The following is a 26,328-nucleotide window of genomic DNA, read 5'->3' on the forward strand; positions in this document are numbered from 1 at the left end:
TGGTTGATGGTTGATGGTTGATGGTTGATGGTTGATGGTTGATGGTTGATGGTTGATGGTTGATGGTAATTTAAAAAAATTGAACCTGAAATTCAATAAAATTCAAAGCTAAAATGTCAGTTCGAGTGATTATTTTTTAATTCTTTCATTAAAAAATAATTGTATCGAGAACCAATGGTAATTAATCCGTGTAATGTCAAGAACTAATTGCTATTGAAAGCTTGTTTTCCCTATCCGGATAGTCCCAAATTAAGGAATATTAAGATATTTATGTGTTTGTAAAGAAACTTTCCATTTTGGATTTTTCATCACATAATCAACAATTAACGGCACCATTTTATCACGAACACTCCATTCTGGCTGCAAATACAGAATACAGTTTTTATTTGTTTTTGCTGCTTGTTCTTCTGCAAAAATAAAATCATGCTTATTGAAAATGATGATTTTTAATTCGTGGGCTTTATCATAGATCTCCCCTTCAGGAAGTTTATTTTTTTTAGGTGATAAGCAAATCCAATCCCAAACTCCAGAAAGCGGATAAGCACCTGAAGTTTCTATATGTGTTTGAAGATTTCTTTCTTTTAGCCCTAAGGTTAATGGTCCCATATCCCAAGTAAGTGGTTCACCTCCTGTGATTACAATGGTATCGGAATATTTTGCAGCATTAGAAATGATACTTTCAATTGCGGTAGGCGGATGCGTTTCGGCATTCCAACTTTCTTTAACATCACACCAATGGCAACCTACATCGCAACCACCCACTCTAATAAAGTAAGCAGCAGTTCCTTTGTGGAATCCTTCACCTTGAATAGTGTAAAATTCCTCCATTAGGGGCAACATCTCCCCTTTATTGACCAATGTCAAAACATCATTTTCTATCATTCGGCAAAGATACATTTTAGTTGGGATTCTTAAGCAGTACAATTAAAATTGTAAACTCTGAAAAAAACTAAGCCCAATTACATTTTCAAAGTTGCCTAAAAATCCCTTATTTTTATGCAAAATTAAGCACATGAGTACAAAAGACGATTTCTTTAAATATATAGAAGAAGGCTACACCACAAAAGGCGATTATATTACAATGGGTTCTGCTATTTTAGATGGCGAAACACTTACCAATGCCTTTGTTAAAATACCTTTAAAAACTTTAAACAGACATGGGCTTATAGCTGGTGCTACTGGTACCGGAAAAACAAAAACATTACAAGTAATTGCCGAAAATTTATCCGAAAAAAGCATTCCAGTGCTATTAATGGACCTTAAAGGTGATTTAAGTGGTTTAGCACAACCAAGTCCGGGGCATGCCAAAATAGAAGAACGCCATGCTAAAATTGGAATACCTTTTGAATCCAAAGGATTTCCAGTAGAAATATTATCGCTTTCTGAACAAGATGGTGTTAAATTAAGAGCAACTGTTTCAGAATTTGGACCTGTGCTTTTATCAAGAATTTTGGATCTATCCGAAACACAAGAAGGTATAGTAGCTGTAATTTTCAAGTATTGTGATGACAATAAATTACCGCTATTAGATTTAAAAGATTTTAAAAAGGTTTTACAATATGCCACAGAAGGCGGTAAGGAAGAATTTACCAAAAGTTATGGTCGTATAAACACCAGCTCAACAGGCACTATTCTTAGAAAAGTAATAGAACTAGAACAGCAAGGTGCCGAATTATTTTTTGGAGAAAAATCTTTTGATGTTAATGATTTAACCAGAATTGATGAAAACGGAAAGGGATATATTAATATTTTAAGGTTAACCGATATTCAAGATCGTCCTAAATTATTTTCCACTTTCATGTTAAGTTTACTTGCAGAAATATACAGCACCTTTCCAGAACAAGGTGATAGTGATAAACCAGAATTGGTGCTTTTTATAGATGAAGCACATTTAATATTTGACGAAGCTTCAAAAGCATTGTTAGATCAAATAGAGAATATTGTAAAACTAATACGTTCTAAAGGTATTGGCGTATACTTTGTAACCCAAAACCCTACAGATGTTCCAAATGATGTATTAGCGCAACTAGGGTTAAAAGTACAGCATGCTTTAAGAGCTTTTACTGCGCGCGATAGAAAAGCTATAAAACTTACCGCAGAGAATTATCCAGAATCGGATTATTATGACACTAAAGAGGTCTTAACATCATTAGGTATTGGTGAAGCACTAATTTCCGCACTAGATGAAAAAGGTAGACCAACACCTTTAGCCGCTACCATGCTACGTGCGCCTATGAGCCGTATGGATGTGCTAACCGATAAGGAATTAAAAGAACTAACCTCTAGTTCTAAACTAGTTAAAAAATACGAAGAGATTATAGATCGTGAAAGTGCTTATGAAATTCTAAATGAAAAAATTGAACGAGCAGATAAACTTGCCGAAAAAGAAAAGAGCCAGCCAAAAACAAGCTCAAGATCTAGAAGCACTAGCAACAGACAAAATCCAGTAATTAAAGTATTAACGAGCGCTACCTTCATACGAGGAGTTTTAGGAGTGCTAAAAAAAGTAATGCGTTAAAAAAACCAATAAAATTAAAAATTGATTCTATTAAAATGAAAAAAACACTTTTGGTTGCGCTATTTGCAACTTCTCTTCTTTTATTTAATTGTGAAAATGAAAATGCCGATTTTAAAATAACCAAAGACTCCATTGGCAAAATCAACAAAAACACTAAAGTATCCGAATTAGAATCAATTTTTGCAACAGATTCGATAGTTGCGGAAAACGGAGTTCCTAATTTAAATCTAGGACTAAATATTAAAATTGAACCACAAACGGATTCAACTTCAACAGGCATACAAGCCGGTTTTATTTATGATAAAATAGAGCTTTTTGAAAAAGGAGGCAATCAATTATTAAGCTTAACACCAACAAAAGATAGTGTTCCTACCATAGAAAATATAAGAATCTACGATCCACGTTACAAAACAGATAAAGGCTTAACAATCAATAGCACTTTTAAAGATATTTCAGAGAAGTATACTATTAAAAAGATAATTACTTCTATGAATAATGTGGTGATTTTGATTAAAGATTCTGGGTTATATTTTACTATTGACAAAAAAGAATTGCCGGAAAGTTTACGTTATGATGCTAGTTTAAATATTGAAGCGGTACAAATACCAGACGCTGCTAAAATAAAGTACATGATGCTCGCTTGGGAATAATCAGGTTATTGGGTACTGTCTTTTAGTTTAGGAGATTTTAACGAGGACACCAATCAAAAACAACCTAAACAGCCAAACAAAAAATATATTTTTGACATTTAAGTTTTACGCATGAAAAAGTATACGATTCAAAAATCACCTTTTGTGGTACCTACAACTGATGGTAAAGTAATAGAAGAGCATTTTGGAAAAGCTAGTACGCAAGACCCTAATTTAAGCCTTGCGCATATGATTGCCCCTCCTGGTTGGAAAGAGCCATTTCAAACTCCAGAATTTGACGAATACACCTATATTATAAAAGGCAAAAAACAGTTTATTGTAGCGGATGATATTGTTGTATTAGAAGCCGGACAATCTATTAAAATAACCAAAAATACTAGAGTTCAATACTCCAACCCGTTTAGTGAGCCTTGTGAGTATATTGCTATTTGTTTACCCGCTTTTGAGTTTAACAAAGTGCACAGAGAAAGTGAATAAACAATTGCTATGAAAAAACTTTTAAATAAATACATTCCCCTAGCTTACGGTAGTTATTTTAATACTGTGGCATTATTCTCAAAAGAGAAAGCTGCAAAAAAGGCATTTACCTTATTCTGTTCTCCAAGAAAAGGAAAGGTATTAGAACACCAAAAAGAATATCTGGATAGCGCCAAAAGCGATATTATACAAGTTGATGATTTAGCTCTACAAACTTACCATTGGCAAGGTAACAATGAAACAATTCTGCTTTTACATGGTTGGGAAAGCAATGTGTTTAGATGGCGAAATTTGATTGAATTTCTGCAAAAGGAAAACTATAACATTATTGCTTTTGATGCCCCTGCGCATGGTAATTCTTCGGGAACTATTTTGAATGTTCCTTTATATACCACATGTACCAATAAAATTATTGCCAATTATAATCCTAAATATATTATTGGACATTCTATTGGTGGAATGACTACGCTTTACAATCAATACAAAAATCCAAGGAACACCATTGAAAAAATTGTTTCATTAGGTGCTCCATCTGAACTTTCTGAAATCATTGGACATTACCAAAACCTTTTAAGGTTTAATGCTAAGGTAAAAGAAAGTTTGGATTTGTATTTCAAGCAAAATTTCAACTTTATGATTGATGACTTTTCAATCTCAAAATTTTCACAAAGTATATCACCTGAAGGATTAATAATTCATGATGAATACGATCTTATTGCACCTTTTAGGGCTTCAGAGCAGATACATAAAAATTGGAAAAATAGCACCCTTGTAAAAACTCAAGGCCTCGGACATTCATTACATCAAGAAGGAGTGAATACTAAAATTATCGATTTTTTAAAATCGTAAAAAATAAATACATTTAAATTAAAATAATCTTATGACCAATGTAACTCCTTTCCATATTGCAATTCCTGTTCATAATCTTGCAGAATGTAGAACTTTTTATCGCGATATTCTTAACTGTGAAGAAGGTAGAAGTAGTGATCATTGGGTAGATTTTAATCTGTTTGGCCATCAATTGGTAATTCATTACAAACCAAAATCTAAAACCGAAGAATTACACCACAATCCTGTGGACGGTCATGATGTTCCTGTTCCACATTATGGTGTAGTATTACCATGGGAAGTTTTTGAATCTTTTTCAAAGGAATTAAAAGCAAAAAACGTGAAATTTGTTATTGAGCCTTACATTAGATTTAAAGGTCAGGTTGGAGAACAGGCTACTATGTTTTTCTTGGACCCTGCTGGCAATGCCTTAGAGTTTAAAGCATTTAAAGATATTGGACAGTTGTTTGCTAAGTAATTTATTTAAAACTAATAGTAAAGATTGTCCCCCCATTTACCTTACTATCAATAGTAATTGTACCGCCTAATGAGGTAATATGATTATGCACCAAATAAAGCCCCACTCCTTTACTATCGGCATTATCATGAAATCTTTGATTTAGTTTAAATATTTTATCCCCTATCAAATCCATATCAAAACCAAGCCCATTATCAGTATAAATTAACTTTTTTTGACCATCAATTAATTTTGTTTCAATAGTTATTTTTGGCGATACTTCCGGCCTTGTGTATTTAATGGAATTGGTAATTAGATTTAAAAATATACTCTCCATAAAAGAATGGTTAAATGGTACACTTTCAATTTCTGAAAAATCGTGAGTAATACTAGCATTAGCACTTAGAATTAATGCACTAATAGATTGTTCTACCTGCTGCAATACTATGGAAAACCTTACAACTGCCAAGGCCGATTCAGATTTTTCAGCTTTAGTAAGTGAATCCATATAATTATTTAATGATACTTTTAAACCTTCTGCAGACTGCTGTATAAGATTAAAAATTTTCAAGGTCTCTTGATCCGAAATTTTATTCAAATCCAATAAATTACAAAGGGTAAGTAAATTATTTACCGGAGACCTTAAGTCGTGTGATGTTTTGTAATTTAAATTTTTAAGCTCTTGATTATTTCGATCTAGTTTAAGTAAATGCAAAGCGCGCTCCTCTTCTAATTTTTTTTTATAGGTTATATCTTTGGCTATTGCATAAATAACATTTTCGCTAGGAAGCGGAATTGAGGTCCAATGCAGCCATATAATTTTGCCAGACTTACTTACATACCTGTTTTCAAAATTTAATAATGGAAGGCTTTTTTTAAGAATTTTTCTATAACCAGAAGTTAACTTTCTATCTTCCTCGTATATAAATTCACTAATTTTTTTTGACTGAAGTTCTTCAATGGAATATTCTAACAGCTTAATAAAGGCTGGGTTTATTTTTTTAAAATAGCCATCATATCCAGCAATGCATAATAGGTCCAAGGATTTTTCAAAAAACGGCTCTAAGCTTAAACTCATTGGAATTTAGTAAATTTCAAAAACCTAAAATAGTTAAAAAATAACATCTTATCTAAATTATCAAATACATACTATATTTCAATGTATTTTTTGAGTGCTAATCAAATAGAGATATGTTTTAAAATTACCTATGCATAATTCATTTATTAATGCCTTATGCAACTTTAGCACCTTCAAAACATCTTATAGCATTTTTAAGATGTAATATAAGTTTTTCTGCCAAGTCAATAGATTTGGCTAACTGATTATTTCTAGCCATTTCTTCTAAATTCTTTGCCAATTCAACTCCCTTTTGAAAATTTAGCGCACCCATAGTTCCTGCAATAAAATGAGCTTTATTTTTTAAAGATAACAGATCTTTCTTATCTAAAGCCAATTGAATTTCTGAAATATCTAGCGGTGTTCTCTTTAAAAAAAACTCTTTAGTGTCATAAATCATGTCAACTCCATAGGTGTTTTTCAAATGAGCAATGACTATTGAAAAATCGTCATAATCCTCATTATATTTTTCCTGATGCCCTAAATTTAATTGGTTCAAGCCTATATTTTTAAAAGTAGTCTGAATAAGCTCCTCTTCACTATATGGTTTAGAAATATAATCATTCATGCCAGCTGCAAGACATTTTTTCATTTCTAGAGACTCAGAATTTGCCGAACATCCAATAATTGGGATTTTAAGTTTTAATTCTCGCCTAATTTTATTGGTAGTTATAAAACCGTCCATGACGGGCATTTGCAAATCCATAATTATTATATCATAGTCGTTTTTCAACAAAGCTTCAATGGCAACCTTTCCATTTTCGGCTATAGTAATTTCGGCTCCCCAACGCTTAAAATAGCTTTTGGCCAAAAGCTGATTATGAAAATTATCTTCTGCTAATAAAATTTTATGTTCTCCAAATAGATTTTCAGTTAAATCAACTTTCAAAGTTTCAATTTGTGGTTGAAATTCTGTACAATCTTTGAACTTTAATTCAAAACTAAATAAAGATCCTTTACCTTCCTCAGATTCTAGATGAATTTCACCTCCATATAAAGCAACTAGTTTTTTTACAATACTTAGACCCAACCCCGAACCACCGTAAAGTCGTGAAGTGCTTGTTTCTGCCTGTTCAAATCTTTCAAATATTTTTTGCTTTTTTTCAGAAGAAATACCAATTCCGGTATCTTTAACTTCAAATGTTATATTGGTTATTCCAATTTCCTTTGAGGTGACCAGTGTTCTTATTTCTACATAACCTTGTTCGGTAAATTTTAAGGCGTTGCTCACTAAATTATTTAGTATTTGACTAAGTCTAGTTTCATCACCATAAACAAATTGGGGCAACTCATGATCTAAACTTGTTAATAGCTTTATTTTTTTTGCTCTGGCATTGGGTGATTGTAATTTAACAATATGTTGAACCAATGCTGCTATTGACAATGGTCTTTCTTCTAATTGAATTTTATTGCCATCTAGTTTAGAAACATCTAGAATATCATTAATAATATTTTTAAGATTTTGTGATGCCGTATTAATTGTATTAAGATAATTCGATTGCTCCATATTTAATGGCGTTTTTCTTAACAAATCATTAAAACCCATTATGGCATTTAAAGGGGTTCTAATTTCATGACTCATATTGGAAATGAATTCATCTTTTAGCACAGATAATTTTTCTACCTCTATTCTCTCTCGCCTAAGTTGGATCAGTTTTAATGCTGTATTAGCGAGCAATTTTAATAAATTTTGTTGTTCTGTATTAAATTTACGGGGTTTTCTATCTATTACACAAAAGGAACCAATTGTAATACCTTCATTGTCGCGCAGAGGCACACCCGAATAAAAGCGCATTTCTGGTTCGCCGGTTACAAGGGGATTATCTATAAATCTTTTATCAATAAGTGTATCAGGGACCTCAAAAACATCCTCATCCATTATAGTATACTGACAAAACGATATATCACGACTAGTTTCTCTGGCATCTAACCCAATTATCGATTTGAACCACTGTCTATTTTCATCAATTAATGATATTGCACTAATGGGCACTTTTAAAATTTGTGCTGCCAATTTAGTTAAATCATCAAACATGGCTTCTGCCTCAGTATCTAAAATATCGTAATACTGTAACTTTCGGAGTCTAGCCGATTCATTTTCTGGTATAGGAAATTTATTACCCATCTTTTAGGTTTGTTTAAATTTTAACGCTAATTTTCTTACTTTATTACCTTACTACGAATAATAGGATTCTTAAAAAGCAAAAAACATATAATTTGGAGCAATAAAAAACCCGACATTTTTGATTGTCGGGTTTTTAAAATTTTTCATAATTTATTTTCTACTTCTATGTCGTTCTCTAGCCAATAGTGTGTTTTTAAGCAGCATAGCAATAGTCATTGGGCCAACACCTCCAGGAACAGGTGTAATAAATGAAGCCTTTTTACTCACGTTTTCAAAATCCACATCACCAGTTATATAATACCCTTTTTCTTTAGTATCATCTGTTACTCTGGTTATACCCACGTCTATAATTACAGCGTCGTCTTTAACCATTTCTGCTTTTAAGAAATTAGGCACCCCTAAGGCTGAGATAACAATATCTGCTTGAGAAATGATTTGAGTAATATTTTTAGTATGGCTATGCGTAAGTGTAACTGTCGAGTTTCCAGGCCATCCTTTACGCCCCATTAAAATACTCATAGGTCGTCCAACGATATGACTTCTGCCAATAACAACCGTATGTTTTCCTTTGGTATCAACATTATAGCGCTCTAACAGCTCTAAAATACCAAATGGAGTTGCTGGTATAAATGTGCTCATGTCTAAAGCCATTTTTCCAAAATTCATTGGATGAAAACCATCTACATCTTTATCAGGGTCTACGGCCAATAATACTTTTTGGGTATCTATTTGTGGCGGTAAAGGCAATTGCACAATAAAACCATCAATATCATCATTTTGATTGAGTTCTTCTATTTTGTTTAACAACTCTAATTCTGAGGTTGTACTCGGCATACGAACTAAAGTAGACTCAAAACCAACACGCTCGCAAGATTTTACTTTGCTACCCACATAGGTTAAACTTGCCCCATCATTACCCACAAGAACTGCCGCTAAATGTGGAACTTTCTCGCCTCTCTCGCGCATTTTAGCAACTTGAACAGATATCTCTTCTTTAATTTCGTTAGATACCTTTTTACCGTCTAATAATTTCATTTTGTTGGCTAGTGTTTATTTAAATAGAAGTGATTGTATATTTTTTTGACTCAAGTTTTATTTCATGCCCTTCATGGCACCCATCATCTGCATCATTTTTTTACCGCCACCACCTTGCATCATTTTCATCATTTTACTCATTTGATCAAATTGTTTAAGTAATTGATTTACTTCTTGAATTGTTCTACCGCTACCCTTTGCAATACGTTTTTTTCTACTTGCGTCTAATTTTGCAGGAGTTGAACGTTCAAGAGGCGTCATGGAGTGTATAATAGCTTCTACATGCTTAAATGCATCATCATCAATATCTAAACCTTTTAAAGCTTTTCCTGCTCCAGGAATCATCCCCATAAGGTCTTTGATACTACCCATTTTTTTAATCTGCTGTATCTGACTCAAGAAATCGTCAAAACCAAACTGATTTTTAGCAATTTTCTTTTGGATTTTTCTGCTCTCCTCTTCATCAAACTGTTCTTGCGCTCTCTCCACAAGTGATACCACATCACCCATTCCAAGAATACGTTCTGCCATACGTGAAGGATAGAATACATCAATAGCATCCATCTTTTCACCAGTACCTATAAATTTAATTGGTTTGTTGACAACAGATTTAATAGAAATTGCTGCTCCACCTCGGGTATCACCATCTAATTTGGTAAGAATTACCCCATCAAAATTTAGAATATCATTAAAAGCCTTTGCTGTATTTACAGCATCTTGCCCTGTCATGGCATCTACAACAAATAAGGTTTCTTGCGGTTGAATTGCTTTGTGGATATTAGCAATTTCATTCATCATTTCTTCATCAACAGCTAAACGTCCAGCGGTATCGATAATGACTACATTATGCCCGTTTGCTTTAGCGTAGGCAATACCTGCTTTAGAAATTGCTACCGGATCGGTATTTCCGCGATCAGAAAACACCTCAACACCTATTTGTTCCCCTACTACATGTAATTGGTCAACCGCTGCTGGTCTATAAACATCGCAAGCAACTAATAATGGTTTTTTGGTTTTCTTTGTTTTTAAATAATTAGCTAGTTTCCCAGAAAAGGTTGTTTTACCAGAACCTTGTAATCCAGACATCAATACAACCGATGGGGTACCTGACAAATTAATACCTTCAACATCACCTCCCATTAATTGGGTAAGCTCGTCTTTTACCAACTTCACCATTAATTGGCCTGGCTGAAGTGTAGTTAATACATCTTGGCCTAAGGCTTTTTCTTTTACTGTATTGGTAAATTCTTTGGCTATTTTAAAATTGACATCGGCATCAAGTAAAGCTCTACGAACTTCTTTTAAAGTTTCAGCAACATTAATTTCTGTGATCTGCCCATGCCCTTTTAGAACATGAAGTGCTTTATCTAACTTTTCGCTTAAATTATCAAACATAATAGTACCTTAATTATCAAGTGCTGCAAATTTAATAATAACAATGGGAAGTGCGAACTTAGTTTGTAAAAATATAAACACAAAAAAAGGGTAACCTTTAAAAGTTACCCCTTTTTTGAGATTAAGTTCCCTTATTTCTAGTAACGACTAGCACATCTTAGTCAAAACTATGATTTCTTCTCCTCTTTTTAATTTAAAAAATCCGTCTCCACATTCAATAACTGTCCACTCCCCGATATAATTTGCTAGAGTCATGCTCAAATCATTGAATTTCAATACATTTCCGTTTATAGCCCAGTTTCCTTCATCAACTACTGTATCATTTGGATTGTGAACATGAATATTCATATTTGAGAAATCTATTTTTAAATCTTGGAAAAAATTACCTTCTTCATCAGTGATTTTCCATTTACAATTCTGAATTAGTTGTGCAATGTACCCTTCTGAACATTCCGTACCTGAAGTTTCGCAATCTCTTTCAAGAATTAATTCGTAACCAGTTCCTGGTATTCCGAACTTTAAACGTTCATCCGCTAAATCCACCAATGGCCACTCAAAATTTAAATCTTGTTCTGAGCCCATAGTTATTGCCATTACAACAACACCTTGATCATTTGTTTGAATCATCCAAGTACCTTCAGACACTATGCCATCTTTACTTAAAGTAACAACATTATTGGCTTTAAATTTAAAATCGTAACCTAATAATCTTTCTACACTAGTGCCATTTACAAAGACTTTGGCAATTTCCCAATTACATTCTTTCAAAATAGTTCGTAATCTATCTGGAATATTGGCAATAACATCACAGTATTTCTTCATAATGATTCTATCACCATCGCCAGCATACAATTTTATTTTTCCTTCCTCTAATTCGTATACTAACCACTCCAATGTAAAGTCTACTAATGTATCAAAACTCAAGGTTAATTTAACTCTGTTTTCTCCTGCAGTAGTATTCCAAGTTCCTGTTAAAATATTTCCTTGTCTGTCATAAACTTTAACTTCTCCATTCTCTTTAAAGTTCATTACATATTCAAAATACTGATCTGTTTGACTTTCATTATTTCTCTTAACCTCCCTTACGATAAAAGGACATTCCATCAAATAATTATCCAAACGTTCTTTATTAAAATCATCATCATTATAATCATTATCATCATCCTCGTCGCAAGAATCCTTAGCACTTCTTATAGCATTAGCCAATTCAGCATGTGTATTTACAGTGATTTTTGAACCATCATATAATTCTAACTTCACAGGGAATTCCAAACTAACCACATCGTCATCGCCTAAGTCATGAAAAAATCTTCGTAATTGTCTATCATTTTCAACAACTACACTTCCTGTTTTTTGCTTGTTAATATCAAACGTGTAAAAAGTTAATGGAAATACAAAATCAATACACTCAATATCATCATCATCTCCACCTTCTACGCAATCTTCGGCAATTTCTTTTAACTGATTTACATTCGCTATTACAACCTCAGTAAAATCAGACAAAGTAATTGTTATTGGAAAAATAATGTCTAAAATATCCTCATCATCATCTAATTGATCAAAAATTTTCTCTATTACTTTTAAATCCTCAACAGAATCAATAGTAATTTCTAATCCATTCACCTCTACTGTATATGGAAATTGTATTGCAATACAACTAGATCCATCCACTATATTATCATAAGAACCATCATTTGCACTGGTTTGTATAATAAGTTCCGCTGTACTTGATGTAGCAGTAATTGTAGTTTGATCTTCTACAGTTGGTAATTCTTCAAACTCAGATTGGCATGAAGCAAATAATAAAGCAACAATAAGTAGGCTTAATGATGCAAGATTTTTGAATAAAGTTTTCATATTGATTTGGTTTTTTATGTTATTCAGTATTAAAACAACCCATTTAAAAAATACCCTACCTATTATTTTAATTATTTTTAAAATATCTTTGAGAAACACAATTATACTTTAGAATAAATGGATTCCAAAACGGATAATGTATGCGAAGAACAAGTTTACAACGCGCTCTTTAAGGCTAATTCTAAAACGATATTTAATTACATATATTATAAATTTGGCAATGAAGAAAAAGCTTACGATGCTGTACAAGAGGCATTTATAAAACTTTGGGAAAATTGCGCAAAAGTAACTCCCCACAAAGCCAAGGCATATGTATCTACCATTGCTAACAATTTGTATTTAAATGTTATAAAAGCTGAAAAAGTTAGATTAAAATATGCTGATAAGTCTTTAGCTATTTCCAATGAATCGCCAGAATATATTTTGGAAGAGAAACAATTTCATGAAAAGCTAGAAAAAGCATTAGCTGATTTACCAGAAAACCAAAGAACAACTTTTTTATTAAACAGAATTGATGGTAAAAAATATGCAGAAATTGCAGAAATGGAAAATGTAAGTGTTAAAGCGATTGAAAAACGCATGCATCTTGCATTAAAAACATTAAGAGAAAAGATAGAGGGAATTTAATGTATGATTTCCAGTATTATCAAAAAAAAATTAAAACTAAATAATAAATTAAAGTAGGGTTTTATACCACCTAATTGTTATAAATACATAAAGCATTAAGTATGCAAGAAAATTACTTAGCCAAATGGCTCAACAACGAATTAACTAAAGAGGAACTTGAAGTGTTCAAAAACACTGACGAGTATGCCTCATACAAGAAAATTGCAGATGCCTCTAGCAAACTGCAAGCACCTAATTTTGATATAGACAAAGCTTTAAATGACAGCATTGCTAATAGACCTACTTCTAAAGATGTTAAAGTAATACGTTTAAATCCGTTTAAAAAGCTACTGCGTATTGCAGCTGTGGTTTTGGTGCTTGTAACAGGCTCTTATTTTTACTATAATTCACTAGACGAGACTTTAAAAACAGATTTGGCAGAAAACAAAAGTTTGGTTTTACCCGATGCTTCTACGGTTTTTTTAAATGCAGATTCTAAACTATCCTACAACAAAAACAATTGGGATGAAAACAGAAAAATTTCTTTAAATGGTGAGGCTTATTTTAAGGTTGCTAAAGGAAAAAAATTTACTGTTGAAACCTCAGAGGGGTTGGTTACTGTACTCGGCACACAGTTTAATGTAGAAAATAGAAAAGGTTTTTTTGAAGTTACCTGTTACGAAGGCTTAGTAAGTGTTACCCATAAAAACAAAACTATTAAGTTACCAGGAGGAAATTCGTTTTTGGTAATTAATAATGAAATAATTGCAACTGAAGCCCCAAATACTTCAGCACCTTCTTGGATAACCAATGAAAGTACTTTTAAAAGTATTCCTATGCTTTATGTAATTCAAGAATTTGAACGACAATATAATATTACGGTTGACACCAAAAACATAGACACCAATATTTTATATACTGGAACTTTTACCAATAAAAATATAGAACTTGCTCTAAAAAGTATATGTCTTCCTAACCAAATAAAGTTTAAATTAGAGAAGAATAAAGTGCTTTTGTATGCCGAAAACGCACCTTAATAATTATCGTTTTTATTTATTAGTAGCCTTCTTTTCTATATCCTTATTATGCAACGGACAGGAAAAAAGCACAGCTCCTATACCATTAATTACCTTTTTAGAAGAATTAGAAAATAAGTTTCAAATTAAGTTTTCATACCTTGATGAAGACCTAAAAGATTTCCAAGTTAAAAAATTAGATTCAGACAATTTAAAGGATATTTTAACCAGTCTAAAAAATCAAACTAATTTATCCTTTTTAAAACTAGATGATCGCTATTATTCTATAACCAGTCAAAACATAACCATTTGTGCTCAGGTATTTGATAATTTTATGCAAAGTACCCTGCCCAATGCAAGTGTTCAGGTTTTAGAACCCTCAATATCAATAGCAACAGATGAATCAGGAACTTTTATTTTAGAAGACATTCCAAGAAAAGCAGTAATAGAAATTAGACATATAGGCTTTAAACCGCTTTTCATAACAGCTGAAGATCTTATTAAAAAAGGCAATTGTTCTAAAATACCTTTGTCACAAATATATCAGGAGTTAAAAGAAGTAATTGTTTATAAATTTTTAACCACTGGTATTCTAAAACAGCAAGATGCTAGTATACTATTAAAAACCAAAGATTTTGGTATTTTACCAGGGCAAATAGAGCCCGATGTTCTACAAACAGTACAAGCATTACCCGGAATTAAAAGCATAGATGAAACCGTATCCGATATTAATGTACGCGGAGGTACAAACGATCAAAACTTAATTCTTTGGGATGGGATAAAAATGTATCAATCTGGGCATTTTTTTGGTTTAATTTCAGCTTTCAATCCTTACTTAACCGAAAAAGTTACCACTATCAAAAATGGTACAAGCGCGGCATTTGGAGATGGCGTAAGTAGCGTTATCAGTATGGAAACCAAAGACGAACTTTCAGATACCTTTTATGGCGGTGGCGGCATTAATTTAATTAGCGGAGATGCCTACGGTCAAATCCCTATTTCAGATAAATTAGGGCTTCAATTTTCCGGAAGAAGATCAATTACAGATTTTCTAAACACCCCTACTTATAAGAGGTTTTATGAACGTGCATTTCAAGACACTGAAGTGAACAGCAATAATCCTAACCCAGATGAATTTATCAGAAATGAAGATTTTTACTTTTATGACTTTTCTGGAAAATTGTTATTTGATGTTAATGATACACACAAATTAAGACTAAATCTTATCGCTATAAATAATTTTTTAGACTATCAAGAAACCAATACAAATACCAATGAAACCACCCAAAGTGGACTCGCACAAACAAATTTCTCGATTGGTGGTAATCTTAATAGTTTTTGGAATGCTGATTTTTCTACCTTCTTAAATGTTTATTACACTTCATATAATTTAGACTCTCAGAACATAAAACTAAATCCTAGTCAACAATTATATCAGAATAACAAGGTCTTAGAAACAGCTATACACTTGAGATCTAATTATGTTTTTTCTAATCTTATTTCATGGGAAAATGGATATCAGTTTAATGAAGTTGGAATCACCAATTTTACGAACGTTACGCAACCTCCCTACAGAAGTAATATTAAAGGAGTTATTAGAACACATGCCTTATTTTCGGAGTTTACTTATGCCTCTGAAAACGAAAAATTTTGGATTAGAAGTGGCGCTCGACTTAATTTTATTGAAAATATAGATACCTTTAAGAAGCTTTTAATTGAACCAAGATTAAACTTAAACTACGAACTTGCAGAGGATGTTACGTTAGAATTACAGGGAGAATTTAAAAACCAAACTACAAATCAAGTAATAGATTTAAAACAAAACTTTCTAGGAATTGAAAAAAGAAGATGGGTGTTATCAGATGATAATACACTACCTGTTACTCAAAGCAAACAAGCCTCTCTAGGCATAAGCTATGATAAAAATAAACTCTTTATTGGCCTTGAAGGCTTCTATAAATTTGTAAATGGTATTAGTACATCAACACAAGGATTCCAAAATGAAGATCAATTTAATGGCGAAATTGGAAAATACACCGTCAATGGTTTAGAATTTCTTATTAATCAGAAATCAAAAAATTTAAGCAACTGGTTTAGTTATACTTACAACAATAACAGCTATACATTTGAAACGCTAAATCCTCAAAAATTCCCTAATAATATAGATATAAAACATACTTTAACATTTGCCAGCACGTACACTTATGAAAATGTAAAACTTGGTATAGGCTTAAACTACCACACAGGAAGACCATTTACAAAGCCTCAAGAAAACAATGCTGTGAATACCTCAACTTTTCCGTATACTATAAACTATCAAAGTCCTAATAGTAGTCGTATTAAAGACTATATTAGGGCTGATGCGTCTGCTGTTTATGATTTTAAAATTAGTGAGCGTATAGACGCTTCTTTTGGCGCATCTGTTCTAAACCTTTTAAATAGAAAAAACACGTTAAATACGTATTACAGATTAAATGATGCCGATGAAGTAGAAACTATAGAAAACATTTCATTAGGCATAACCCCTAATTTTAGTTTTCGCATTTTCTTTTAATTAAGCAACAAAAGGTTTAGCAAAGTCAAAATTTAGCATGCTTCGTATAAGCCTAAATAATTCGGGAAACTGTTGCCTAAATTCTAACGGCGTTTCCACATAATTTTCGACTACAACCGCAAAAAATTCGTGAATATTGGTTTTACTATAGTCCCTAAAATAAGCACTATTATTTAATTTATTTTGGAACGATGTGGAATTATATAATACACTGAGTTGTTCCATATTTTTACGAAAATTTCTATTCTCATAAGTTCTTTCTAAAAGGGCATTAAAACTTAATGCATGTGCAAATTCATGCACCCCAAGGTTTTTATTATCATTAGGTATTTCAAAACCCTGTTTCACATGCGCTGCAGAGAATACAATAGTTCTCAATCCTGGATTGTATTCTCCTATATGATTTTGACGGTTTAATTTGGAGAAATATTGATCTGGATAAATTATTAAACGCTGTATAGCGGGTATTTTATAATTTTTCAAACCTAGTGTTAGTATGGTCGCGGTAGCACTTAATAATAAGGCCATGTCTTCTTGTCTAGGAATAAGACCATGAAAAATAAATTGTTTATCTCTTCTAAAGCGCAACAATCGATATTCGAACTTTTGCTTTTGCCTTTTTGAAAGTTTCTTATAAACAGGAAAATTATTAAGAATCACCTTCTTTTCCGATAGTGTAAGTGGCTCTATATTTGAAAAATACAGACTGTAAGCATAATGCAAAATATATAAGAAATATGCGCCAACAACTAGTAAAATAAGTACTGGAATCCACATATTTTAAAATATAAATTTACATACGCTCGGGCACCTCAATACCTAATAATTTAAAAGAGGACTCAATAACCTCGCTCACTTTTTTAGATAATTGAACTCTAAATGCTTTACGTTTTTCGTCTTCTTCACCTAAAATAGAAACATTTTGGTAGAAAGAATTAAACTCTTTAACCAAATCATAGGTGTAATTGGCTATCAAAGCAGGACTATAATTAGCTGCTGCTAATTGAATTGTATCTGGGTAAAGTTCTAATTGTTTAATTAGTTGTTTTTCCTTTTCGTGTAGATCCTGTAAACCATTGTAATTAGAAAGGTTTAATTCCTCTGCTTTTCTTAGAATGGATTGAATTCTAGCGTAAGTATACTGAATAAATGGACCTGTATTCCCTTGAAAATCTACAGACTCTTCTGGATTAAATAATATTCGCTTTTTAGGATCTACTTTTAAAATGTAATATTTCAAAGCACCTAAGCCTATCATTTTATATAATTCTTCCTTTTCAGCATCGGCATAGTCATCTAACTTTCCAAGTTCTTGTGAAATTTCTCCAGCTGTAGCGGTCATATCCGCCATTAAATCATCTGCATCAACAACGGTGCCCTCTCTACTCTTCATTTTACCACTAGGCAAATCTACCATCCCATAACTTAAATGAAATAGGTTCTTGGACCAAGAAAATCCTAACTTTTTCAAGATTAAAAACAACACTTTAAAATGATAATCTTGTTCATTACCAACCGTGTAAACCATTCCTGCAACATCTGGATGATCTTTAACTCGTTGGATAGCTGTACCTATGTCTTGCGTCATATAAACTGCTGTACCATCAGAACGGAGTACAATTTTTTCATCAAGGCCATCTTCTGTCAAATCTATCCAAACACTGCCATCTTCTTTTTTGAAAAAAACACCCTTCTCGAGACCCGCAGTAACTACATCTTTACCTAATAAATACGTATCACTTTCGTAGTACAAGGTGTCAAAATCTACGCCCAAATTTTTATAGGTAACCTCAAAACCTTTATAAACCCATTGGTTCATTCTTTTCCATAGGTCAACAACTTCTTTATCACCAGCTTCCCATTTTAAAAGCATTTGTTGTGCTTCTATAAATATTGGTGCTTGCTTCTCGGCAACTTCTTTAGCTATTCCTGAAGCTACCAAATCAGCTATTTCTTGCTTATACGCCTTGTCGAATGCCACATAATAATTACCCACTAATTTATCACCTTTTAAACCAGTGGTCTCAGGTGTTTCTCCTTTTCCGAATTTTAGCCCAGCCACCATACTTTTACAAATATGGATACCACGATCGTTAATAATTTGGGTTTTATAGACTTTTTTACCAGATGCTTTTAGTATTTCTGCTACCGAATATCCTAATAAATTATTTCTTATATGACCAAGATGTAATGGTTTATTAGTATTAGGCGAAGAATACTCTACCATAATAGCATCTTTATCGTCTTGCTTTACAAAACCAAAAGTGCTATCCGTTGAAATTGAATTGAAATAATTTAAATAAAAAGCATCACTAACTACTAAATTTAAAAAGCCTTTTATAACGTTGAACGATGTAATTTCAGAAACTTCATTCACCAGATATTCTCCTATTTGGCGACCAATCTGTTCCGGATTACCTTTTACAACCCTAAGCATTGGAAAAATTACAACTGTAATGTCACCTTCAAAATCTTTACGTGTTGGTTGAAATTCTACTGTTGGTAATTCTGCCTGAAATGTTTTTGCAACGGCTTCTTTTACTTTAGTCTCTAAAACGTTCTGGATATTCATGGATATTTCACTTATCAAGCTGCAAAACTAATCATTTTTTGTGCTTTTAATAGTACGTTAAGATTTAAACCGCTTGTAATTTCATAACTTTAAAAGAAAAATTGCAAAATGAACTATTTAGAAAATGTATTTCAAAAGATTTATACGCTTATCGAAAGTGTAAAATCGATTAAAAATCAGATTTACAATACTTGTACGAAGAGCCAATCTGGCATCAACGGAAAAAAGATTCAATATTTAGCGCAACGTGTTGACGGAAAAAAAATTCCTATCGACAGAAAACTCTAATAAGATGCTTGTAAATGTTTCGTACAATAACAAAGAAATTACAAGAAAAGTTGATGATTTAGTTGGTAAGCCTTTTACTTTAAAAGAGCGTTGGAATATGAAAGGTATTGGTTCGCCAAAACTTTTTATTACTGATACCAGTATTGAAATTAACAATCTCTTAATTCTGGACAACAACACAAATTCTTGTAATGTAGAAATGCGTCCTAATGGGATTATAGTGCGCTTTAGGTCCTTATTAGAGACTTTTGCTCTGGTTATCCCCTATTATAAATTAACCATTTATAAAGGTGATTTTGCTATCTACTCCATTTATAAAGATCACTATTTTATTAAAGTGAAATCTGACACTAAAGCAATTCAGAATTATTTTAAGAAAATACTTGATTACAAAGCGGACAATTCCCCTACCTCAATTACCGATTTATGAAAATTCTACTTACTGGCGCAAATGGCTATATAGGCATGCGTTTATTACCACAATTACTGGAATTAGGGCATAGCGTCGTATGTGCAGTAAGAGACGAAAGTAGACTTTCAGTCGATAGTGAAATACGCTCTCAAATAGAAGTTATAGAATTAGATTTATTGGATGATGCTGTCTCAAATAAATTACCTTCAGATATAGATGTTGCCTATTTTCTAATTCATTCTATGAGTTCTTCTACGCATGATTTTGATAAAAAGGAAGAAACTACAGCTCTGCATTTTAATAAATACATGGCGCAAACTAATGTAAAACAAGTAATTTATTTAAGTGGAATTGTCAATGATGAAAAATTATCCAAACATTTAAGTTCTAGAAAAAACGTTGAAGACATTCTTTATAAAGGTAATTTTCAGCTGACGGTATTACGAGCAGGCATAATTGTAGGCTCTGGAAGTTCTTCGTTTGAAATTATTAGAGATTTATGTGAAAAGTTGCCTTTTATGATCACTCCTAAATGGGTATTAACCAAAACGCAACCCATAGCTATTAGAGACGTAATAAGTTTTTTAACTGGCGTTATTGGCAATAAAGATACGTATAATGACTCTTTTGACATTGCAGGCCCTGATGTACTTACTTACAAAGAAATGTTGCATCAGTATGCAGAAACAAGAGGATTTAAAAATTGGATTATAACAGTCCCAATAATGACTCCAAAATTATCTTCCTATTGGCTTTACTTTGTAACATCTACATCCTATAAATTAGCTTCAAATCTGGTTGATAGTATGAAAATGGAAGTTGTAGCGAAGGATAATAGACTTCAAAACTTACTGAAAATAAAACCCTATTCCTACAAAGAAGCCATTGAAATGGCGTTTTTAAAGATTGAACAAAATCTTGTAATCAGTAGTTGGAAAGACAGTATGGTAAGTGGCCGTTTTATTAAAAATTTAGAAAAATATGTTCAAGTACCCAAATACGGAGTACTCACCGATAAAAAAAGTTTAAAAGTTAGCAATCCACAATTAGCTTTAGAAAATATTTGGAGAATAGGCGGTGAAACAGGATGGTATTATGCAAATTGGCTGTGGAAAATAAGAGGTTTTTTAGATAAAGTATCAGGCGGTGTGGGCTTACGACGTGGAAGAACACATTCGGATAAAATCTACAATGGCGATGCTTTAGACTTCTGGAGAGTACTCCTAGCGGATAAAGAAAATAAACGCTTACTTCTTTTTGCTGAAATGAAATTACCTGGCGAAGCTTGGTTAGAGTTTAAAATAGATGAAAAAAATATGTTACATCAAACAGCTACTTTTAGACCAAGAGGATTAAAAGGCAGATTGTATTGGTATACCATTCTGCCTTTCCATTTTTTTATATTTGGAGGAATGATTCGAGGAATTGCAAATACATCCAAGCCAATTTAAAAGAACATTATTTAGCTTTAGGTAAGAACACTTCCGCCATCATACAACGTGCGCTACCACCCCCACAAGTTTCTATAGTTTCTAAAGAGCTGTGTATAATTTCGCAATGTTTATGTATGGCTGTTATTTGTTCTTTAGATAAGCTATTATACGCAGCAGAACTCATAACTAAAAAACGCTGATCATTTGCTCCTAGCACTTGCAGCATATTACCAGCAAAATGATGCATTTGTTTTTCTGTTATTCTAATGATCTCTTTTCCATCATTATGCAAATGATCTAAAACCGTTTTACGCTCCTTTTTATCATCAATTGTATCTGCACAAATAATAGCAAATGTTTCTCCTAAAGCCATCATAACATTAGTATGATAAATAGGCAAACGTTCGCCATTAACCGATTGATTTGCTGTAAAAATCACAGGAAAATAATCAAAGTCCTCGCAAAACTCAATAAACAACTCTTCATCTGCTCTATCAGATAAAGCGCAATAGGCTTTTTTATTTACTCTATCTAAGAGTATACTACCGGTTCCTTCTAGAAAAAAACCATCTTCTTCGGCAGCCGTATAATCCATAATATTAGCAATCTGGAATGCCTTTTCTTCCAAAATATCTAATACATCTTCGCGACGTTCATTTCTTCTATTCTCAGCAAACATTGGATACAATCCTACGGTACCGTCTTCATGAAAAGAAATCCAATTATTAGGAAAAATGGAATCTGGTGTATCTGGCTTTACAGTATCATCTACAACAATTACATCAACGCCTTTCTCTCGGAGCGCCAGCACAAAAGCATCAAACTCATGCTGTGCTTTTACATTTATTTCAGCATTTTTAATATCAAGATCTTCTTGAAAATAATTATTTACTGCTGTTTGTTCATTCATCCTAAAATTTATTGGACGAATCATTAATATTGTATTTGTTACTTGCATTATTTTAATTATGTAAAGTGAATTAGTTAATCTCTAATTAATGGCATTGTGCTACATCTTAACAATCCTTCTTGTTTGGCAATCTCGGCATAAGGAATTTCTTCTACTATAAAACCTTGCGCTCTTAACCAGTTATTTAATCTTGTAAAATTCTTTTCTGAAACAACTACTTCAGGAGAAATAGAAAATACATTACTAAACATATGATACATTTCATCGCTAGTGATTTCAAATATATTTTCACGCCCAAAATAATCTACTAACCATTGGTATTCTTCTTCAATTAAAAAGCCATTTTTGTGAAGTATAGCTTTGTTAGTGCCTACTGGTTGAAAACAACAATCTAAATGTAAAGCATTTTCCCTGGCATTGGTAGATTTCCGAAGTTCAAATGATTTAACCGTTTTATTAGGAAAATATTTCCGTATATACTCTACAGCAATTTTGTTAGTTCTAGCGGTAATTTGGTGTGAATAATTTTCTGCAGTGTACGTGCCAATAAAAATATAATCATTCCACGGCATTACATCTCCACCTTCTATATGAGCTTCCTCAGGGAGGTAAACTATTTTGTTTGGATCAATCTGTTCAAGTACATGATTTATTGCTAAAAATTCTTCTTCTCTGTCTGGTAATATATTGGCCTTAAAAAATACATCTTCAATTACAAATGCAATGTCTCTAGAAAATATTTGATTGCAATCTTTTAAAACGCTTGGTCTAAAAACTTGTACATTGTACTTAGTTAAAACCATATTAAAGGCTTCCATTTCATTGACCATATCAGCTTCAACAGGGTATGTTCCAGCTAAAATATGCTCTAATGATTTTGGATCATATGCGTCTTCTGGTTTAGGTGTAGGTCCACAACTTTCGGCCGTACCCAAAACAACGGCTCTCAGTTTTGAAGTTTCATTTGTAACATTTAACCTAAGCATAGTATTTTTTTTGCAAAGATGAAAAGTTATTTTAACAAATTCTAAATTTATGAATAAAAAAAGCTGCTTTTTCATAAAAAAAGCAGCTCGTTTTTAATAATACTAAATTTTATCTTTTTTCCAAAGGAACAAATGATCTAAGGTTTTCACCAATATAAACTTGTCTTGGTCTACCGATTGGCTCTCCATTTAAACGCATTTCTCTCCATTGTGCTATCCAACCTGGCAATCTTCCTAATGCAAACATTACTGTAAACATTTCTGTTGGTATGCCTAATGCTCTGTAAATAATTCCAGAGTAAAAATCTACATTCGGATATAATTTTCTATCTACAAAATATTGATCCTCCAATGCTTCTTTTTCTAAACCACGAGCAATATCTAAAATAGGATCTTCAATACCTAAATCCCCTAATACTTCATCTGCGGCTTTTTTAATAATTCTAGCACGTGGGTCAAAATTCTTATAAACTCTATGTCCAAAGCCCATAAGTCTAAACGGATCTTCTTTATCTTTAGCCTTAGCCATGTATTTTTTAGTGTCGCCACCATCTTTTTCTATAGCTTCAAGCATTTCTAAAACTGCTTGGTTAGCTCCACCATGAAGAGGGCCCCATAATGCTGAAATACCAGCAGATAAAGAAGCAAATAATCCTGCATGAGAAGACCCTACTATTCGTACAGTTGAGGTAGAACAGTTTTGCTCGTGATCGGCATGTAAAATTAATAATTTATCAAGAGCATCTATTACTGTTTTATTTTTATGGTATTCTTGATTAGGCTTTTTAAACATCATTTTATGAATGTTTTCTACATAACCTAAAGAGTCATCTCCATAATCCAGTGGCAAACCTTTTTTCTTACGCAAAGTCCATGCTACTAGAACAGGGAATTTTGCCATGATACGTACAATTGCCCAATACATTTCTTTTTCAGAACTTACGTTAACTGAACTTGGGTTAAAAGCAATTAATGCACTAGTTAAAGAAGATAATACTCCCATAGGATGTGCTGACTTTGGAAATCCATCCAAAATCTTTTTCATTTCTTCATCTACATGAGATTCTGATTTTATATCTTTATGGAATTGAGCTAACTTTTCTTTATTTGGTAGTTCTCCGAATATAAGTAAATAAGCAACTTCTAAAAAGTCCGCCTTTTCAGCCAACTCTTCAATGGAATATCCTCTGTAACGCAATATACCTTTTTCACCATCTAAAAAAGTAATGGCACTTTCGCAAGATCCTGTATTCTTATAACCTGGATCAATGGTTATCATTCCAGTTGAGGATCTTAAATTCTTTATATCTATTGCTAATTCTTCTTCTGTACCTTTTATAACAGGAAATTCATATTGTTTCCCATTGTATTCTAATGTAGCTTTTTCTGACATGTGTATTTGAACTTTTTATACTTCGTAAATTTATGAAAAAGGGTTGCGATTAACAATTACAAAAAAATCATTTATTGTTTTATTAACAAATGAAGTTTTAAAATGTATTTTTAGAACCTATTAGGGTAAAAGCTTAACTAAATCGTTATCGCATAGAGTAATTTATAATAGTCATCAACAGATTTTCCCCATGTAAACCGCTGTTTTTTGGCATTTGCCTTAATTTTATTCCATGCAGGTTTATCGTTTTTAAACATATCTAAAACTATATCAAAAGAATTGACCATGTTTTCGATTTTTTCATCTGTAGTTTTTCCATCAAATGCAAAGCCCGTTACCAAATGCTCAACAGTATCTTTTAACCCTCCGGTATGATGCACTAAACAAGGATGTCCGTTTCGCATTGCCAACATTTGACTTATTCCACAAGGCTCGAATAGACTAGGCATAAAATATAAATCTGATTCTAAATAAATACTATCTATTAAATCTTCCGACTGCCCATTAGTAAATATGAAATTTCTATGTTTATAACTTAGTTTTCTAAATAAATCCTCATACTCTGGGGCTCCTGTACCTAGAAGCATAAAAATACCATTAACCCTATCTAACTTCTCTAAAATTTGCACAAAAGCATCAGGTGAACGCATAATATAATAGAATTTTTGTTCCGTTAATCGTGCTACACTCGAAACAATGAAATCGGGTTTCTTCTCCACATAATCCATTATTTTTTCGCCTGTATGGGCTAAAAAATCATATTTATATTTTTTTGATTCTTCCTGCAACCATCCAAAAAGTGCTCTAACAGTATTTCTATATAATTTACCTGATGCTGCCGATCGAATATTATTATAATTTGCCCCATTAAGAATACCAAATAATCTACCTTCTAAATCGGCTTTCTTCAAATCTGCTTCTAAGCCTTCGCCTCCAATAAAATCTGGTGGATTACTGGGCAGCAAAACATCTTCTTTATAAGAAGGAGAAACCGTATGAACAGCATCTGCCAATCTAACTCCAACTGCCATTAAATTTATACAATCTTGGTAGCGGTAATCCATTAACCCATTATAATCCAATTCTATATCTGGAAACCAATTTCTCACAGAAGAATAATTATTTTCGAATGGTCTTATACCTTGTATTGCAAGATTGTGAATGGTATATACAAATCTTATTTGTTTTAATATGGAGTAAGAAGAATGGTATTTTCTTAAAAACAAGAGTAAACTACTATGCCAATCATGAAGATGAATAATATCTATTGTACCGAAAGCATTTTCTTTGACGGCTTCAGCAACTGCTGTACAAAAAATAAAATATTTAATTGCATCGGTATAAAAAGGCTCTTCTGGATCATTATGATATATATGTGCAATATCACCAGCTTCTATTTCTGGATGATGAATTACGTAATGATGTAGATTATCAAATTCTTTTTTTGGTTCAACTTTATATAACTCTGCAGTATAATTTTCCCCTCGTAGATTAAGGTGAAGATCCATGATAAACTGCCCATCAATATGAAGTCGCGAATAGGCTGGCACAATCACATGTGCACTGTCTCCTCTTTCTGATATTTGCCTTGGAACATCTCTAACAACATCTCCCATTCCACCTGCCTTACATTTAGGAATAGCATCATTTTCTGCAGCAACAAAAAGAAAATTTATCATTTAAAAAAAGGTATATAATA

22 protein-coding genes are annotated in these 26,328 nt (G+C 32.4%); 10 read left to right on the top strand and 12 right to left on the bottom strand.

Annotated features, from left to right (window positions below; translation table 11 throughout):
* Nucleotides 1–249: 249 nt before the first annotated feature.
* A complete protein-coding gene (locus tag B8963_RS10670) occupies nucleotides 250–882 on the bottom strand; it encodes a 7-carboxy-7-deazaguanine synthase QueE (RefSeq protein ID WP_084061506.1) in 633 nt (210 codons plus the stop codon).
* A gap of 130 nt (nucleotides 883–1,012) precedes the next feature.
* Between B8963_RS10670 and B8963_RS10675 the strand changes: the two genes are divergently transcribed.
* The 5 genes from B8963_RS10675 (at nucleotide 1,013) to B8963_RS10695 (ending at nucleotide 4,951) form a co-directional block, all read left to right on the top strand.
* Nucleotides 1,013–2,518, top strand: a complete 1,506-nt coding sequence (locus tag B8963_RS10675) for a helicase HerA-like domain-containing protein (protein ID WP_084061507.1) — start codon at nucleotides 1,013–1,015, stop codon at nucleotides 2,516–2,518.
* 35 nt (nucleotides 2,519–2,553) lie between these two features.
* Nucleotides 2,554–3,168 carry a hypothetical protein gene (locus B8963_RS10680; RefSeq protein ID WP_084061508.1) on the top strand — a complete coding sequence of 205 codons (615 nt, stop codon included), beginning with the start codon at nucleotides 2,554–2,556 and terminating at the stop codon, nucleotides 3,166–3,168.
* Between the two features lie 111 nt (nucleotides 3,169–3,279).
* Nucleotides 3,280–3,645, top strand: coding sequence for a cupin domain-containing protein (locus B8963_RS10685; protein WP_084061509.1), 366 nt, complete (start codon nucleotides 3,280–3,282; stop codon nucleotides 3,643–3,645).
* Nucleotides 3,646–3,654: 9 nt separating this feature from the next.
* Complete coding sequence (locus B8963_RS10690; protein WP_084061510.1) at nucleotides 3,655–4,494, top strand: alpha/beta fold hydrolase; 840 nt, start codon at nucleotides 3,655–3,657, stop codon at nucleotides 4,492–4,494.
* A 31-nt stretch (nucleotides 4,495–4,525) separates the two neighbouring features.
* The gene (locus B8963_RS10695) at nucleotides 4,526–4,951 is read left to right on the top strand and encodes a VOC family protein (protein ID WP_084061511.1); all 426 of its coding nucleotides are present in this window, start codon (nucleotides 4,526–4,528) and stop codon (nucleotides 4,949–4,951) included.
* Between the two features lies 1 nt (nucleotide 4,952).
* On the opposite strand, the gene B8963_RS10700 is transcribed toward B8963_RS10695, so the two are convergent.
* The 5 genes from B8963_RS10700 to B8963_RS10720 form a co-directional block, all read right to left on the bottom strand.
* Nucleotides 4,953–6,008, bottom strand: a complete 1,056-nt coding sequence (locus B8963_RS10700; protein ID WP_084061512.1) for a PAS domain-containing sensor histidine kinase — start codon at nucleotides 6,006–6,008, stop codon at nucleotides 4,953–4,955.
* A gap of 154 nt (nucleotides 6,009–6,162) precedes the next feature.
* The gene (locus tag B8963_RS10705; protein ID WP_084061513.1) at nucleotides 6,163–8,172 is read right to left on the bottom strand and encodes a GAF domain-containing hybrid sensor histidine kinase/response regulator; all 2,010 of its coding nucleotides are present in this window, start codon (nucleotides 8,170–8,172) and stop codon (nucleotides 6,163–6,165) included.
* A 150-nt stretch (nucleotides 8,173–8,322) separates the two neighbouring features.
* Entirely contained in the window at nucleotides 8,323–9,207 is an 885-nt protein-coding gene (locus B8963_RS10710; RefSeq protein WP_084061514.1) for a bifunctional 5,10-methylenetetrahydrofolate dehydrogenase/5,10-methenyltetrahydrofolate cyclohydrolase, read from the bottom strand.
* A 57-nt stretch (nucleotides 9,208–9,264) separates the two neighbouring features.
* On the bottom strand, nucleotides 9,265–10,602 hold the full coding sequence (ffh, locus tag B8963_RS10715) for a signal recognition particle protein (RefSeq protein ID WP_084061515.1): 1,338 nt from the start codon (nucleotides 10,600–10,602) through the stop codon (nucleotides 9,265–9,267).
* Between the two features lie 147 nt (nucleotides 10,603–10,749).
* Complete coding sequence (locus B8963_RS10720; RefSeq protein WP_143312516.1) at nucleotides 10,750–12,459, bottom strand: hypothetical protein; 1,710 nt, start codon at nucleotides 12,457–12,459, stop codon at nucleotides 10,750–10,752.
* A 117-nt stretch (nucleotides 12,460–12,576) separates the two neighbouring features.
* Between B8963_RS10720 and B8963_RS10725 the strand changes: the two genes are divergently transcribed.
* From B8963_RS10725 to B8963_RS10735, 3 genes are all read left to right on the top strand, one after another.
* On the top strand, nucleotides 12,577–13,086 hold the full coding sequence (locus tag B8963_RS10725; RefSeq protein ID WP_084061517.1) for an RNA polymerase sigma factor: 510 nt from the start codon (nucleotides 12,577–12,579) through the stop codon (nucleotides 13,084–13,086).
* Between the two features lie 101 nt (nucleotides 13,087–13,187).
* Nucleotides 13,188–14,102, top strand: a complete 915-nt coding sequence (locus B8963_RS10730; RefSeq protein WP_084061518.1) for a FecR family protein — start codon at nucleotides 13,188–13,190, stop codon at nucleotides 14,100–14,102.
* The gene (locus tag B8963_RS10735; RefSeq protein WP_084061519.1) at nucleotides 14,083–16,635 is read left to right on the top strand and encodes a TonB-dependent receptor; all 2,553 of its coding nucleotides are present in this window, start codon (nucleotides 14,083–14,085) and stop codon (nucleotides 16,633–16,635) included. The genes B8963_RS10730 and B8963_RS10735 overlap by 20 nt, the downstream gene beginning before the upstream one ends.
* On the opposite strand, the gene B8963_RS10740 is transcribed toward B8963_RS10735, so the two are convergent.
* Together B8963_RS10740 and argS are read right to left on the bottom strand one after the other, a co-directional pair.
* Entirely contained in the window at nucleotides 16,636–17,412 is a 777-nt protein-coding gene (locus B8963_RS10740) for a zinc-dependent peptidase (protein ID WP_084061520.1), read from the bottom strand.
* 16 nt (nucleotides 17,413–17,428) lie between these two features.
* Nucleotides 17,429–19,207: an arginine--tRNA ligase gene (argS, locus tag B8963_RS10745; RefSeq protein WP_084061521.1), complete on the bottom strand. Its 1,779-nt coding sequence runs from the start codon at nucleotides 19,205–19,207 to the stop codon at nucleotides 17,429–17,431.
* Between the two features lie 292 nt (nucleotides 19,208–19,499).
* Between argS and B8963_RS10755 the strand changes: the two genes are divergently transcribed.
* Both B8963_RS10755 and B8963_RS10760 read left to right on the top strand, forming a co-directional pair.
* Nucleotides 19,500–19,925: a hypothetical protein gene (locus B8963_RS10755; protein WP_084061523.1), complete on the top strand. Its 426-nt coding sequence runs from the start codon at nucleotides 19,500–19,502 to the stop codon at nucleotides 19,923–19,925.
* Nucleotides 19,922–21,358, top strand: a complete 1,437-nt coding sequence (locus B8963_RS10760) for an SDR family oxidoreductase (protein ID WP_084061524.1) — start codon at nucleotides 19,922–19,924, stop codon at nucleotides 21,356–21,358. Before B8963_RS10755 ends, B8963_RS10760 begins: the two co-directional genes overlap by 4 nt.
* 7 nt (nucleotides 21,359–21,365) lie before the next feature.
* Here B8963_RS10760 and ctlX read toward each other — a convergent pair whose 3' ends face one another.
* From ctlX to B8963_RS10780, 4 genes are all read right to left on the bottom strand, one after another.
* The gene (gene ctlX / locus B8963_RS10765; RefSeq protein ID WP_084061525.1) at nucleotides 21,366–22,298 is read right to left on the bottom strand and encodes a citrulline utilization hydrolase CtlX; all 933 of its coding nucleotides are present in this window, start codon (nucleotides 22,296–22,298) and stop codon (nucleotides 21,366–21,368) included.
* Nucleotides 22,299–22,324: 26 nt separating this feature from the next.
* Nucleotides 22,325–23,236, bottom strand: coding sequence for a dimethylarginine dimethylaminohydrolase family protein (locus B8963_RS10770; RefSeq protein WP_084061675.1), 912 nt, complete (start codon nucleotides 23,234–23,236; stop codon nucleotides 22,325–22,327).
* Between the two features lie 109 nt (nucleotides 23,237–23,345).
* The gene (locus tag B8963_RS10775; protein ID WP_084061526.1) at nucleotides 23,346–24,629 is read right to left on the bottom strand and encodes a citrate synthase; all 1,284 of its coding nucleotides are present in this window, start codon (nucleotides 24,627–24,629) and stop codon (nucleotides 23,346–23,348) included.
* Nucleotides 24,630–24,766: 137 nt separating this feature from the next.
* Nucleotides 24,767–26,308, bottom strand: coding sequence for a glycogen synthase (locus B8963_RS10780; protein ID WP_084061527.1), 1,542 nt, complete (start codon nucleotides 26,306–26,308; stop codon nucleotides 24,767–24,769).
* Nucleotides 26,309–26,328: the final 20 nt, after the last annotated feature.

This window comes from Cellulophaga tyrosinoxydans, assembly GCF_900176415.1.
In the GTDB taxonomy this organism is placed as follows: Bacteria; Bacteroidota; Bacteroidia; order Flavobacteriales; family Flavobacteriaceae; genus Cellulophaga; species Cellulophaga tyrosinoxydans.